At 51.7% G+C, this 13,669-nt stretch carries 11 protein-coding genes and 1 other annotated feature (1 of these 12 only partly in view); of the genes, 5 read left to right on the forward strand and 6 right to left on the reverse strand.

Annotated elements, in window-relative coordinates; all coding sequences use genetic code 11:
- Positions 1-105 (reverse strand) — a binding site (T-box leader) (it extends 171 nt beyond the left edge of the window).
- 144 nt (positions 106-249) lie between these two features.
- The gene (locus DWY63_RS16290) at positions 250-1,371 is read left to right on the forward strand and encodes a phosphotransferase enzyme family protein (protein ID WP_022463090.1); all 1,122 of its coding nucleotides are present in this window, start codon (positions 250-252) and stop codon (positions 1,369-1,371) included.
- 104 nt (positions 1,372-1,475) lie between these two features.
- Here the strand turns inward: DWY63_RS16290 and DWY63_RS16295 are convergent, their stop codons facing one another.
- Entirely contained in the window at positions 1,476-3,491 is a 2,016-nt protein-coding gene (locus tag DWY63_RS16295; RefSeq protein WP_117760556.1) for a beta-galactosidase, read from the reverse strand.
- A 161-nt stretch (positions 3,492-3,652) separates the two neighbouring features.
- On the opposite strand from DWY63_RS16295, the gene DWY63_RS16300 reads away from it, so the two are divergent.
- On the forward strand, positions 3,653-4,474 hold the full coding sequence (locus DWY63_RS16300; protein ID WP_055267489.1) for an AraC family transcriptional regulator: 822 nt from the start codon (positions 3,653-3,655) through the stop codon (positions 4,472-4,474).
- 79 nt (positions 4,475-4,553) lie between these two features.
- Here the strand turns inward: DWY63_RS16300 and DWY63_RS16305 are convergent, their stop codons facing one another.
- From DWY63_RS16305 to DWY63_RS16315, 3 genes are read right to left on the reverse strand one after another with little or no spacing between them, the layout of a single operon-like run.
- Positions 4,554-5,948 (reverse strand): NAD(P)/FAD-dependent oxidoreductase, encoded by a 1,395-nt coding sequence (locus tag DWY63_RS16305; protein WP_022463087.1) that lies wholly within the window; start codon positions 5,946-5,948, stop codon positions 4,554-4,556.
- Positions 5,949-5,972: 24 nt separating this feature from the next.
- Positions 5,973-6,236, reverse strand: a complete 264-nt coding sequence (locus DWY63_RS16310) for a hypothetical protein (RefSeq protein ID WP_055221292.1) — start codon at positions 6,234-6,236, stop codon at positions 5,973-5,975.
- A gap of 23 nt (positions 6,237-6,259) precedes the next feature.
- Entirely contained in the window at positions 6,260-6,928 is a 669-nt protein-coding gene (locus tag DWY63_RS16315; RefSeq protein ID WP_055221324.1) for an HAD family hydrolase, read from the reverse strand.
- Between the two features lie 174 nt (positions 6,929-7,102).
- On the opposite strand from DWY63_RS16315, the gene DWY63_RS16320 reads away from it, so the two are divergent.
- The 3 genes from DWY63_RS16320 (at position 7,103) to pepF (ending at position 10,324) form a co-directional block, all read left to right on the forward strand.
- Positions 7,103-7,924, forward strand: coding sequence for a Cof-type HAD-IIB family hydrolase (locus DWY63_RS16320; RefSeq protein ID WP_117802636.1), 822 nt, complete (start codon positions 7,103-7,105; stop codon positions 7,922-7,924).
- A 143-nt stretch (positions 7,925-8,067) separates the two neighbouring features.
- Positions 8,068-8,439 (forward strand): hypothetical protein, encoded by a 372-nt coding sequence (locus tag DWY63_RS16325; protein WP_055267483.1) that lies wholly within the window; start codon positions 8,068-8,070, stop codon positions 8,437-8,439.
- Positions 8,440-8,521: 82 nt separating this feature from the next.
- Positions 8,522-10,324 (forward strand): oligoendopeptidase F, encoded by a 1,803-nt coding sequence (pepF, locus tag DWY63_RS16330; RefSeq protein WP_199607239.1) that lies wholly within the window; start codon positions 8,522-8,524, stop codon positions 10,322-10,324.
- Positions 10,325-10,421: 97 nt separating this feature from the next.
- Here the strand turns inward: pepF and pdxR are convergent, their stop codons facing one another.
- Together pdxR and DWY63_RS16340 are read right to left on the reverse strand one after the other, a co-directional pair.
- Positions 10,422-11,828 (reverse strand): MocR-like pyridoxine biosynthesis transcription factor PdxR, encoded by a 1,407-nt coding sequence (pdxR, locus tag DWY63_RS16335; protein WP_117760560.1) that lies wholly within the window; start codon positions 11,826-11,828, stop codon positions 10,422-10,424.
- An 87-nt stretch (positions 11,829-11,915) separates the two neighbouring features.
- Positions 11,916-13,589: a glutamine--tRNA ligase/YqeY domain fusion protein gene (locus tag DWY63_RS16340; RefSeq protein ID WP_022463080.1), complete on the reverse strand. Its 1,674-nt coding sequence runs from the start codon at positions 13,587-13,589 to the stop codon at positions 11,916-11,918.
- Positions 13,590-13,669: the final 80 nt, after the last annotated feature.

Below are 13,669 nucleotides of genomic sequence, written 5' to 3' on the forward strand. Positions count from 1 at the left end.
ACTGCTCGAGGGCTACTTCCGCAGGCACGCTCACGGAGATTCTCACCAGCCATCTCCTCTCTTTGCTTTGCGCCGCCAGGTACTCCTCCCTGTCACTGCATTTTAGGTTTTGTTTTTTCTTAAATTACTGTCTATTATAGTCAGAAATGCCGCTCGTTGTCAATCGTTTCGCGCCCTTTTCTTGACTTTTCGCCCTGCGTGTGCTTTACTTAATCAGGTTTTTCTAATTAAAATAAGGAGTTTATACCCATGATGATTACATACACACAGGAAGAACTCTCTTCCATTGTCCACGCATTTGCTTTCCCGGGAACGATTACAGACTGGACGCCGCACGGGAACGGCCATATCAACGATACGTTTCTGGTGCGCTCCACCGAAAACGGCGTCCTCCGCAAATCGATTCTGCAGCGCATGAACCGCACCGTTTTCCACAATCCAACGGAGCTGATGCAGAATATTGCACAGGTAACATCATTTCTGCGGAAAAAAATCACAGCCGCAGGAGGAGATCCATTCCGCGAGACGCTGAACCTGATTCCAACGACAGACGATGCCTGGTTTTTCGTCGATGAGCGCGGCGAATTCTGGCGCGCATTTCTCTTTATTTCCGATGCGTCCTGCTATGATGCCGTGACAGATCCAAAGCTGTTTTACGAGACCGGTAATGCTTTCGGCCGCTTCCAGCAGATGCTCTCCGATTTTCCGTCCGCCTCTCTTTTCGAGACGATCCCGGATTTCCACAACACACCGCTCCGCTACCAGGCGCTTTTACAGGCGGCGCAGGCGGATCCGAAAGGACGGCTGAAAAACGTTTCGGATGAGATGGCGTTTTTCCTCGACCACGCAGACGATTACGGCGTAGCCGAGCGCATGAAGGCCTCGGGCGAGCTGCCGCTCCGCGTAACGCACAACGATACGAAGCTGAACAACATTATGATTGATGACAAAACCGGCGAGGGCATCTGCGTCATCGACCTGGACACCATTATGCCGGGACTGTCGATCTTTGACTTCGGCGATTCCATCCGCTTCGGCGCGAATACGGCTGCTGAGGACGAACAGGATGTCTCGAAGGTGTCTCTTTCCCTTCCTCTCTTTGAGAGCTATACAAAGGGCTTTCTCGCAGGCTGCGCAGGCTCTTTGACCCGCGCGGAAGTCGAAATGCTGCCGATGGGTGCAAAATTAATGACCCTCGAATGCGGCATCCGTTTTCTCGCCGATTACCTGATGGGCGATACCTACTTCAAAACCGCTTACCCGGAGCACAACCTCGTACGGGCGCGGACACAGATCGCGCTTGTAGCGGATATGGAGGAGAAATGGGGCGAGATGGAGAACATCGTCGCACGGGCTTCGTTTTCCCACTAAGCACCCGCATAAATTCACAGCATCAAAAAGACACAGCTGGAAGTATCTTTCTGCCTTCTGCTGTGTCTTTTTTGTTATCTTTCTGCTATATAATATGTTTTATATTATGCTCTCGGAACGCTGACAATCTGCAGATCGTATTTCTTCAGCATCTCGCCGCCCTGTACTTTCTCGCCGGTCAGGATATCTTCTTTTCCGTCGAAGACTGCCGGAAGCGGAATCTCCTCATCTTTGAAGTTGATGATAAAGTACAGATCCTCGCCGTCTGCCTGGCGTTTTGTGATCTCGAGTGCTGTTGCTTCTCCAATCACCGGCTGGATGGCTGCGCCGTCTGCTGCCATAGCAAGAACTTTTGCAAGGCCGCTCTCAGAAAGTTCGGTTCCGACATAATATACGGTTCCTTTTCCGAACTGATTTTTTGCAACAGCAGTCATGCCTGCATAGAAATCGCTCTCATACTGTGCGATTTCTTCAGCTCCTTCGAGGTGCATCAGGTCGCATACGAGACGGCACTCTTCCTCGGTTCCGTCTGCGAAACGGATCTTGTTTCTCTGCTCCGGTGCAAGAGCGTCGATCTCTTCTACCCATACGCCTGCCATTTTTCTGAGCGGTCCCGGGTATCCGCCGAGATGAACGTTGTCCGACTGTCCGACGATACCGCTCATGTAGGTGGTGATGAGGGTTCCGCCCGCCTGTACATAAGCCTCCAGGCTCTCTGCCACACCGTCTTTTACCATGTAGAGAACCGGTGCTGCAACGAGGTCATATTTGGAGAAGTCCGCGTCGATCGGGATCATATCGACAGCGATGTTCTTGTTATAGAAGTAATTGTACATCTGCTCGATCTGGTCTACGTAACGTAAATCGCGGTTCGGTCCGCTGGTGTACTCCAGTGCCCAGTAGTTTTCCCAGTCGAAGATGATGCCGACTTTTGCGTGGTTCTCGGAGCCCATCACACGGCTTCCGATTTTCTCCAGTTCTTTTCCGAGCTGGGTTACCTCACGGAAGACACGGGTATCTGCGGTTCCTGCGTGTGCGATAACAGCACCATGGAATTTCTCGCATCCGCCGACGCTTCTTCTCAGCTGGAAGAACTGAATCGTGTCTGCGCCGTGTGCAACGGTCTGATAGCTCTGTGCGCGCATCTGGCCCGGTTTCTTTAAGGAGTTGTACGGCTGCCAGTTCTGCTGGCTCGGAGTCTGCTCCATCAGCATGAACGGTGCGTCTTTGAGGCCGCGCATCAGGTCGTGGGTCATAGCTACGTGGCTCCATGGTGTATTGTAGCTCGGGTAGTTGTCCCAGGATACGATATCCATTTCTTTTGCCCACTTGAAGTAGTCGAGACCTTTGTACGTTCCCATCAGGTTTGTGGTGATCGGTGTTTCTTTGTCGTATTTGCGGATCGCGTCACGCTCCATTTTGTAGTTGTTCAGCATGCCGTCGGAGTTGAAACGCATGTAGTCGAGGGACATTCCTGCAAATGCAGTGCCGCTTCCCCATGGCATTCCGTCTCCCAGATCGTTCGGCGGTACAATCTCGTCCCAGTCGTAGATGGTGTGGCCCCAGAACTCCATGTTCCATGCCTTGTTGACTTCATCGAGTGTTTTGTATTTGTCTTTCAGCCATACGCGGAACGCTTTTGCACAGTTCTCGCAGTAGCACTCGCCGCCGTACTCATTGCTGATGTGCCAGCAGACGATGTTTTTGTTGTCGCCGTAACGCTCTGCCAGTTTTTCTGCCAGGCGCTTTGCATATTTCTGGAAAACCGGGCTGTTCGGGCAGGCATTGTGGCGATGACCGAATTTGTGATGGCGTCCTTCGAAATCGGTTCTTGCCACTTCCGGATAACGGTGTACCATCCATGCCGGGAGTGCGCCGGTGGATGTTGCCATGACGATCTGGACGTCCTCTTTTGTCAGGGTGTCTACGATCTCATCGAGCTCTGTAAAGTCGTACTCATTCTCGGACGGCTGGATTTTTGCCCAGGAAAATACGTTGATCGTGGTGCTGTTGATGCCGGCCTGATGGAAAAGTTTCATATCCTCATCCCAGATCTCTTTTGGCCACTGGTTTGGGTTGTAGTCTCCTCCGTATAACATTTTTTTGAATTTTGGCTGCATTTTTTTGATTCCTCCTGTGTTTGGATATCTCGTTTTGATGGCTCTATTATATACTGGTCTTTGTGAGAAAAGTATGATATGCTTGTCTAAAAAGTATGAATTTTCGAAACTCATTCCGGAATCTTATTTTAGACTTTTCTTTCAGAAAGGAACTGACTGTTATGCCTATTTTCTTTAAACCATCCGCCTCCGATTTTTCCCTCTCCGCTGACAGCATCGGCAACCGCTGGCTGCAGGAGCCCGTTGTGCGCCCGAACGGATTCCCCTTATATCACTGGATCCAGACGGAACGCGGCGAAGGGCTGCTGACCCTCGAAGGCCAGAAACTTTTGCTGAAACCAGGTGACGGTGTTCTGATTGCTCCGCATGTGCCGCATGAATACCGCGAAAACGACGGCAGCGGGATGTGGTTTACATCCTTTCTGACCTTTGACGGAAAGCTCTCCGATGATCTCTATAAAATCTGTGCCGTCTCGCCGTATCTTTTCGTTCCGGCCTCAGAGGGCGCGTGGTTTCAGGAATGGATTGACCGCATAATCGACTCACATTTTCTGAAAAATGACATCGACGATGCTGCGCTCTCCGTCGGATGCTTTGAGTTCCTGACACGCCTTTCCCAGCTCCGCACCGGCCTTTCCCGGACGGAGCATCCGCTGTATCTCCAGTATGTCCGCCCGGCAATGCAGGAAATCGAAAGTCATCTTTCCGACCCGCTCAATGTGGATGATCTCGCGGAACAGCTCCATATCACGCCGCAGTATCTGACACGCCTGTTCCAGCGTTTTGTCGGCAGCTCTGTCCGCTCGTACATCAGCGTTCTGCGCATCAGCCGCGCCAAGGAGCTTCTCATCAGCCGTCCCTACACTACGCTCGACGGCATCGCCGCCCTCTGCGGCTACCGCGATGTCAGCTACTTTATCTCGGTTTTCCGCCAGCAGACCGGGACAACGCCGAAGCAGTTCCGGAAGCTGTACGGCATATAATCTGAAACCCCCCTCTTTCCGGCGCAAAAAAAGATCCTCCGTCTCATTTCACAGACGAAGGATCTTTTTTCGTTCTCTCTTATTTCATGCTTTTCAGAATGCTTCTCGCAACCGACAGTCCGTTTGCGCTTGCCTGCTGGAGGCCGCGGGTTACGGATGCGCCGTCGCCGATGGCGCGGAGGCCTTTGACGCTGGTGCAGAAGTCTTTGTCTACAACAACTTTGTTGGAATAGAATTTGACTTCTACGCCGTACAGCAGTGTCTCATCGCTGGCGATACCCGGTGTTACTTTGTCGAGGGCTTCGATCATCTCGGCAATGTCGACCATGATACGGTGCGGGAATACCAGGGAAAGGTCGCCCGGAACGGCATCTTTTAAGGTCGGGATCAGGTTATTGCGGCAGAGACGCTCTTCTGTCGTTCTTCTTCCGCGTTTGAAATCGCCGTACGTCTGAACGAGGATCTTGCCGTCGCAGAGCATGTTGGAAAGCTGTGCGATCTGTTTGCCGTACTCGATCGGGGTTTTAAATGGTTTCGTAAAGTTCTTGGATACCAGGAGGGCAAAGTTCGTGTTGTTTGTCTTGAACTCCTGGGATTTGTAGGCGTGACCGTTTACAACTGCCAGACCGTTTTCATAATACTCAGTTGCCACCTCACCGGACGGGTTCGTACAGAAGGTACGCACTTTGTCGTCAAAAGTCGGGGTATAGTAAACGAGTTTTGCCTCGTACAGGTTCTTGTTCAGGAACTCCATGACCTCGTCGCGGACTTCCACGCGGACACCGATATCGACGGTTCCGACCTCGGTCTCGATGCCGTGGCCGTTGCAGATATGTGAGAACCAGTCGGCTCCCTCGCGGCCTACTGCGGAGACAATCTCATCTGCCTCGTAAACCGTTCCGTCCTCAAGTGTTACAGCTGTCGCACGGCCGTCCTCGATCGTAATATCATTGACCATCGTGTTGAATTTCATCTCCACGCCGATCTCTTTTAAGTGATCCTCGAGGCGGCTGTAAATCTTGTATCCCTCCTCGGTTCCGAGATGGCGGATTGGACATTCGATCAGCTTCAGGTTGGCGTTGATCGCTCTGCGGCGGATCTCACGGATCTCTTTTTCTTTATCGACACCGTAAACATTCTTGTCTGCGCCGAAATCCAGATAGATCTGGTCGGACTCATGGATCAGCTCAACCGTCTTTTCATATCCTAAAATCTCCGGCAGATTTCCACCGACATCCGGGGAAAGAGAAAGCTTTCCGTCGGAGAATGCGCCTGCTCCGGCAAATCCCGTTGTGATCGAGCACGGTTTGCAGTTCACGCATTTTTTCGTTTTTCTCTTTGGACACTGACGGCTCTCGATCGAACGTCCTTTTTCGATCATCAGCACCTTCAGATCCGGTTTTTCTTTCAGCAGTTCATAGGCACAGAAAATACCTGACGGGCCTGCGCCGATAATAATGACATCATATTTCATTCTTTTTTAATTTCCTCTCGTTTTTTATCCCATCACGATCAGATACTGTCCGTCCGGCAGGGCAAAGACTTCGCTCTGCTCTTCTAATTCTGCATCCGACATTTCTTCCACGTCCATGCCCTCTTCTTCCATGTAGGCGCGCACGTCGTCCAGATTGTCGGCAACGACTGCAAGGCAGTCCTCCAGAAAGGCCTCTGCCTCATCGTAATTTTCAGCCACCGGCTCGTCGAATAACTGGCCCTGATTCATTAAAAATGTGTTGATGCATTCTTCAGTATATTCTCCCATTCTGGTTTTCTCCTCTGTTCGTTTTATTTTTCCTGATTCTTTCTGTGAAAAAGCGTTAAGATTTCCTCCGGCCGGTCGAGCAGCTCCATCGCATGGTTGTCGATCAGCTCCTGGCGCGGGCGGAATCCCCACGTCACACCAACGGTAAACATGCCTGCGGCGTTTCCGGTCTGCATATCCGTATTGGTATCGCCAAAGTACAGGCACTCTTCCGGTCTGGCGCCGAGTGCGTCTGCAATCGCGAGCGCACCGATCGGAGACGGCTTTCTCGGGATTTCTGCGGTCTGCCCCTGAATCCGGTTGAAAAAGCCCGGTCCGTACACGCTCTCCACGACGTGGATGGCCGCCTCGTGCGGCTTGTTGGAACATACGGCAATCGGAACTTCTTCCCGCAGCGCGGTCAGGGTTTCCCGCATATTAGGATACGGTTTTACGTGATACAGCGGGTCCTCGTTGAACCACGCGCGGCCAAGGCGGATGCCCTCCTGCAGATAGTTGAGCTCTGCATCTCCGGCGTCTTTTAAAGCGCGCTCCACTGCCAGATCGAAACCGTCTCCGGCGTAAAAGTTGAAGGCTTCTACCGGGCGCGGCACAAGTCCAAAATGTTCCAGAACGCGGTTGACTGCGTGCGCAATCGACTCTACAGTGTCTGCGATGGTACCGTCCAGGTCAAAGATACAAGCTTTTATCATATTCTGACTTCCCTTCTTTGTCTCTTTTGTTCTTCGATTTTCTTTCTTCTCTCTCTTCTTGTCCGCAATCATTATATCCTGTATTTTTTCCCTGCGCAACCATATTTTCTTTTCCGGCACTTTATGCTAAAATGAAACTGTTTTTCAGATTCTTGGAAAGGAAAAAAAGAGAATATGAATCAGACTGTGAAAATATTTTTTACCGATATGGATGATACCCTGCTGAATTCCGAAAAGCAGGTGACAAAAGAAAACATGGATGCCATTTCAGAGGCACTTGCTGCCGGCCACAAAATTGTGTTCAACACCGGCCGCCCGCTCTCCGGCTTTCTGCCGATCTTAAAAGAGCTCGGACTTGACCGCGAAGGCTGCTATGCCATCGCTTTCAACGGCGGACTGATTTACGACTGTGCTGCAAAGAAAACGCTGTACCGCCGCACGATTCCGCTCGAATATGCACGCGTGATCTTTGAAAAAACGCAGGAGGCAGGCCTCTACTGCCACACCTACTCCGACACCTCCCTTCTCTGCCGCCATGCAGGCGAGGAAACGCGCGTTTACACACAGGCAATCCACATTCCCGTCGTGGAAGATCCGCTTCTGCCGGAACACCTCGCCGAGGAACCATGCAAGATGATCGTGATTGATCTCCACAACCGTACAAAAATGGACGCTTACCGCGCTGCCATGGAGCCGTGGGCAAAAGGAAAAATTTCGATGTTCTACTCCAGCCCGCATTACCTCGAGCATGTCCCGGAACACGTTTCCAAGGGCCATGCCGTGAAAAAACTCTGCGAGCTTCTTCAGATTCCGCTTGCCAACACCGTGGCTGCCGGAGATCAGGAAAATGATATTTCGATGATCGAGGCAGCTGCCGTCGGTGCCGCCATGAAAAATGCGACCGATGCCGTAAAGGCGAGTGCCGATTATATCACGGAAAACGACTGCAATCACAGCGGCGTGGCGGAGATTCTTCGTAAGTTTATCCTTGCCTGATTCTGTTTCTGTGTCAGGAAACCTTCTTTTTCTTGTTTTCTTTGGCACTTTTTCCGAATTCTGTAAGATTTTACTTTCTTTTTTGTTGAAACTGTATTACAATAGTTTCAAAGGACGGCATTTGAAAGGAGACTTGAATCGAGATGTCACGAAAATCAAAACGTATTCTGCTTACTCTGGCTTCTGCCGCTGTCGGCGCAGCCTGCGGTGCGGCAGTCTATTTTATCCGGAAAGGAAAAGCAGATCTTGAAACAGATTTTGACGATTTTAAAGACGAATTTGAAGAGGAAGAGCCTGCTCCTGCTGAACGTACTTATACGACCCTTCCGAAAACGAAAGGTGCGGAGGATGCTGCACCGGATCCGGAATCTGCAGCTTGCAATAAAGGTTCCGAAACAGCTGATACAGAAGCTGAAAGCGAAACCGCAGAGTCCGAAGAAGAAGACGCTGAAAAAGAAAGCTGTGCGGATCGTGAAGTTTCTCCACAGGAAGAAAGCGAAGTAACCACAGAATAAAACCCAAAAACAGAATATAGAAACATAAGGAAGTAATTCCTGGGGAGGGAAACCTCCCCTTTTTTATGGAAAGGAGATTGTTATGGAACTTGCAAAACGCGATGACGTTCCTGTAGAACTTACCTGGGACCTGTCTTTAATTTATCCAACCGAGGAGGCCATGCTGGCTGATGCGCAGAAAATGAAAGAATTAAGTCTTTCTATGGAAGCATCCTACAAAGGAAACCTCACCGATGCAGCCACGATCAACCACTGCCTCGACGATTACCAGGAGGTCTACCGTCTGATCACACTGACCGCCAACTACTGCGATCTCGCCGTCTCTGTCGACTATTACAACAGTGCAAACCAGACGCGCAACGACCGCATCAACAGCCTGATCTCTGAGATTTTCAGCCGTCTCACCTTTATCGAGAGCGAGCTTTCCGAACAGTCCGAGGATGTTTTGAACGAGGCCATGCAGCAGTCAGATACGAACCGCTGCTATCTCGCCGAGATTCTCCGCAACAAGGCACACCGCCTGAGCCCGGAAACCGAGCGTGCCATTTCCGCTCTGTCCCAGACCTTCTCTGCTCCGTACCAGATCTACAACATGGCAAAGCTTGCCGATATGAAATTTGATTCTTTCACCGTAAACGGAAAAGAATATCCGCTCGGCTACTCCCTGTTTGAAGATAATTACGAATACGAAAAAGACACCGATATCCGCCGCAGTGCATTCTCCGCCTTTTCTGCAAAAATCAGACAGTACGAAAATGTAACGGCAGCTGCTTACAATGCCCAGCTGCAGACAGAAAAGACCATGGCCACGCTGCGCGGCTTCAATTCCGTCATCGATTCTCTGCTGTTCCCGCAGCAGGTCAGCCGTGAGCTGTACAACCGCCAGATCGATCTCATCACCACCCGCCTGGCTCCGCATATGCGCAAATATGCCCGCCTGCTGAAAAAGGTTCACAACCTTGACCGCATGACCTTCGCCGATCTGAAAATCGCCGTCGACCCGGAGTACGATCCGTCTGTCACGATCGAGGAATCAAAACAGTACATCGAAAAAGGCCTTGCCATTCTCGGTGATGATTACGTTTCCATGATTCAGGAGGCATACAAAAAACGCTGGGTTGACTTTGCACAGAACCAGGGAAAATCCACCGGCGGCTTCTGTGCCAGCCCGTACGGAAAAGGTTCCTTTATTCTCTTAAGCTGGAATAACCGCATGGCAGATGTTTTCACGCTGGCGCATGAACTCGGCCACGCCGGCCATTTCCGTCTCTGCAACGGCGCACAGGCGATTCTCGATACCGAGGTTTCCTCTTATTTTGTCGAGGCGCCGTCTACCATGAACGAGCTTCTTATGGCTCATTATCTGCTGAAAACGACCCCGGACAAACGGTTCCGCCGCTGGGTTTTAAGCTGTATGATCAGCAACACATATTATCATAACTTCGTCACCCATCTGATGGAGGCTGCTTACCAGCGCGAGGTTTACAAGCTCATCGATGCCGGCGACAGCGTACAGGCTGAGACGTTAAGCAGCATTATGAAAGAGACCCTGCAGAAGTTCTGGGGCGATGATGTGGAAATTTCCGATGACGCAGCGCTCACCTGGATGCGCCAGCCGCATTACTATATGGGACTTTACTCCTACACCTACAGCGCCGGACTGACCGTTGCCACACAGGTCTGCAGGCGCATCGAAACCGAAGGCCAGACCGCTGTCGATGACTGGAAAAAGGTACTGACCGCCGGAAGCACGAAGACACCGGAAGAGCTGGCAAAAATGGCCGGCGTTGATATCTCGACGGATGCACCGCTTCTCGATACGATCGAGACGATTGGATCGATCATCGATGAGATCTGCGAGCTGACCGAAGAGCTGGGCTGCTGATCCTGTCCGCATTGTAACTCTCTATCAAACAGTAAAAACGGATTGTTCCGTCAGTTTTTGTTACTGACGAAGCAATCCGTTTTTTTCATATCTTTTTTCACGCATTCCAGCACTTTTTCAGAATCGCAGCTGCCTCTGCAATCTCCTCCTCAGAAAGCCCGGCGTACCCAAGCAGCACTGTGCCGCCCTGTGCGGGATCTGCGGCAGCGCCGATGCAGTACCGTTCCAGCCCGTACACGCGCACGCCATCCTCTTTTGCCCGCTGCACCGCCTCCGCTTCGGAGAGTCCTCTCGGCAGGTGGACCAGCACATGGACGCCCGCATTCTCGCCGGACACCGTGTACTCCCGCCCAAACTCCTTCAGAAGCCGGATCAGCAGGTCGTGTTTCCCTTTATACTGTGCACGCATCCGGTTCAGATGGCGCTCGAACGCGCCGCTCCGCATAAACCCTTCCAGAATCTTCTGGTCCGTCTTCGAAACTGTCGCGGAAAAGCATCTTCCGTTCTCCTCGTAGGCAGGCAGCAGCGTCTCCGGCAGCACCATGTAGCTGATGCGGATGGACGGCGCAATCGCCCGCGAAAACGTTCCAAGATAGATCACTTTTCCCTCTGTGTCATTGCCCTGCAGTGCCGGGATCGGGCGGCCCTTGTAGCGGAATTCACTGTCGTAATCATCCTCAATCAGATACCGCCCATTTTCCCTCGATGCCCACACAAGGAGCTGCATCCGCCGCTTCATCGGCATGACCATGCCCATCGGGAACTGGTGCGACGGCATGATGTACGCCAGATCCGCCCCGCTTTTTTCCAGCTCCGCCGGCCGCATGCCCGCTTCGTCCATCGAAATCGTACACATCGCATAGCCGAGCTTCGCAAAACAGCGGTAGGCACTGATGTAGGTCGGATTTTCCATCGCCACTTTATGGCCACGCCCTAAGATCACCGAAAGCAGCATCAGCAGATAATCATTTCCCGCTCCGACGATGATCTGCTCCGTGCGGCAGTTCACGCCGCGTGCGTGGTGCAGATAGTCGCGGATTGCCTCCCGAAGACCGTGCTCGCCCTTCGCATCCCCGAGCTGGAACAGGCTGTCATCTGCGTCCAGCAGGACTTCTTTCGAGATCTTCTTCCAGCTGTTCTGCGGAAATCCGCCCGGCGCCGTACCGGTCACGGCAAAATCGTAGCGGAACGGCATCTGTTCCGCGGTATCATCCTCTTTTGTCTCCTCTTTCTTTTCATCGAGGCGGTACAGCCCCTCAATCTCACAGACAAAGTAGCCTTTGCACGGCACACTCTCCAGATACCCTTCGGATACCAGCTGCTCATACGCCAGATCCACGGTACTCCGGCTCACCGACAGATAGCCCGAAAGCGCCCGCGCCGACGGCAGCCGCTCCCCTGCACGGATCCGTCCGCCGCGGATTTCCTCGCGGATAAAACCGTAGATCTGCTCATAGAGCGGTGTCTTCCGATGCGGATCCAGCGAAATCGTCAATTCATTCATCTTCCCATCTCCCCTGACAAAAAGAACAGCCGCTTGGGATGTCGGTTTCATCCAGGCGGCTGCTCTGTTCCATTTCAAAATTCTTATTTATTTCGCTGCCGGTAGCTTGAAAGAGCTCTTCAGGGATACGATACGGTTGAACACCAGCGCATCCTCTTTGGAATCTTTTGCGTCTACACAGAAGAATCCGTTTCTGACAAACTGGAAGCTGTCATATGCTTTCGCATCTTTTAAAGACGGCTCCAGATAGCACTCTTTTAATACGGTCAGGGAATTCGGATTCAGGTTCATGGAACCATCCTCGTTGTAAACGCCCTTCTCCTCGTCGATCAGGTTTTCGTACAGACGGCACTCTGCTTTGACGGCGGTCTTTGCTGCTACCCAGTGGATTGTTCCTTTTACTTTTCTTCCGTCCGGGGAATTTCCTCCCTTGGACTCCGGATCGTACGTTCCATGGATTACGGTAATATTTCCGTTCTCGTCTTTCTCGCATCCGGTGCAGGTGACGAAGTATGCGTTCATCAGGCGGACTTCATTGCCCGGGAACATACGGAAGTATTTGCGGACCGGCTCCTCCATGAAGTCTTCGCGCTCGATGTACAGTTCTCTTCCGAACGGTACCTGACGGCTGCCAAGCTCCGGATTCTCGAGGTTATTCTGTACTTCCAGCATCTCAATCTGGTCTTCCGGATAGTTGTCGATGACAAGTTTCACCGGATTTAAGACTGCCATGGTACGGGCTTTTTTCAGCTTCAGATCCTCGCGGATGCAGTACTCCAGCATCGCATAGTCAACGGAGCTGTTTGCTTTTGATACACCGCACAGATCTACGAATTTCTTGATGGACTCCGGTGTAAAGCCTCTGCGGCGGAGTGCTGCGATGGATACGAGACGCGGGTCATCCCAGCCGTCTACCACGCCGTCCTCTACCAGCTTTTTGATGTAACGTTTTCCGGTAACCACGTTAGTCAGATACAGCTTTGCAAACTCAATCTGGCGCGGCGGCATCGGATATTCCAGCTCGCGTACAACCCAGTCGTACAGCGGACGGTGGTCCTCAAACTCCAGCGTACAGATAGAATGGGTAATGCCTTCGATGGCGTCCTCGATCGGATGCGCGAAGTCGTACATCGGGTAGATGCACCAGGTATCGCCGGTTCTGTGGTGATGCATATGGGCTACACGGTAGATAACCGGGTCTCTCATGTTGATGTTCGGTGATGCCATATCGATTTTCGCACGGAGTACTTTGCTTCCGTCCTCGAATTCGCCGTTTTTCATGCGCTCGAACAGGTCCAGGTTTTCCTCTACGGAACGATTGCGGTACGGGCTCTCTTTTCCAGGCTCGGTTAAGGTTCCGCGGTACTCACGGATCTCCTCTGCGGACAGATCGCAGACGAATGCTTTTCCTTTTTTGATCAGTTTTACGGCTGCCTCATACATCTGTGGGAAATAATCGGATGCGTAGTACAGATGATCTTTCCAGTCTGCACCAAGCCACTGGATATCGGCTTTGATGGAATCAACAAACTCGGTTTTCTCTTTCGTCGGGTTTGTATCATCGAAACGCATGTGGAACTCTCCGTTGTACTCCTGTGATAAACCGTAGTTTAACAGGATGGATTTTGCATGTCCGATATGAAGATAGCCGTTTGGCTCCGGCGGGAATCGTGTGCAGACATGGTCGTAAACGCCCTCTGCCAGATCTTTGTCAATCGCAAGCTCGATAAAATTTTTGGAAACAACTTCTTTTTCTTCCATAATAAGGTCAGGCCTCCCTCGAATCTTTTCGTTTGGAGCACTGCCCCGAAAAGGGCGCAAAATGCTCTGTGTATTCTATC

The organism is Blautia sp. AF26-2 (assembly GCF_003460955.1).
Lineage (GTDB): Bacteria > Bacillota > Clostridia > Lachnospirales > Lachnospiraceae > Fusicatenibacter > Fusicatenibacter saccharivorans.

Coding starts and splice junctions, on each gene's coding strand:
- DWY63_RS16295 (WP_117760556.1), bottom strand. CDS start 3,491: ATGCAGCCAAAATTCAAAAAAATGTTATACGGAGGAGACTACAACCCA.
- DWY63_RS16325 (WP_055267483.1), top strand. CDS start 8,068: ATGTCACGAAAATCAAAACGTATTCTGCTTACTCTGGCTTCTGCCGCT.
- DWY63_RS16290 (WP_022463090.1), top strand. CDS start 250: ATGATGATTACATACACACAGGAAGAACTCTCTTCCATTGTCCACGCA.
- pepF (WP_199607239.1), top strand. CDS start 8,522: ATGGAACTTGCAAAACGCGATGACGTTCCTGTAGAACTTACCTGGGAC.
- pdxR (WP_117760560.1), bottom strand. CDS start 11,828: ATGAATGAATTGACGATTTCGCTGGATCCGCATCGGAAGACACCGCTC.
- DWY63_RS16320 (WP_117802636.1), top strand. CDS start 7,103: ATGAATCAGACTGTGAAAATATTTTTTACCGATATGGATGATACCCTG.
- DWY63_RS16300 (WP_055267489.1), top strand. CDS start 3,653: ATGCCTATTTTCTTTAAACCATCCGCCTCCGATTTTTCCCTCTCCGCT.
- DWY63_RS16340 (WP_022463080.1), bottom strand. CDS start 13,589: ATGGAAGAAAAAGAAGTTGTTTCCAAAAATTTTATCGAGCTTGCGATT.
- DWY63_RS16315 (WP_055221324.1), bottom strand. CDS start 6,928: ATGATAAAAGCTTGTATCTTTGACCTGGACGGTACCATCGCAGACACT.
- DWY63_RS16310 (WP_055221292.1), bottom strand. CDS start 6,236: ATGGGAGAATATACTGAAGAATGCATCAACACATTTTTAATGAATCAG.
- DWY63_RS16305 (WP_022463087.1), bottom strand. CDS start 5,948: ATGAAATATGATGTCATTATTATCGGCGCAGGCCCGTCAGGTATTTTC.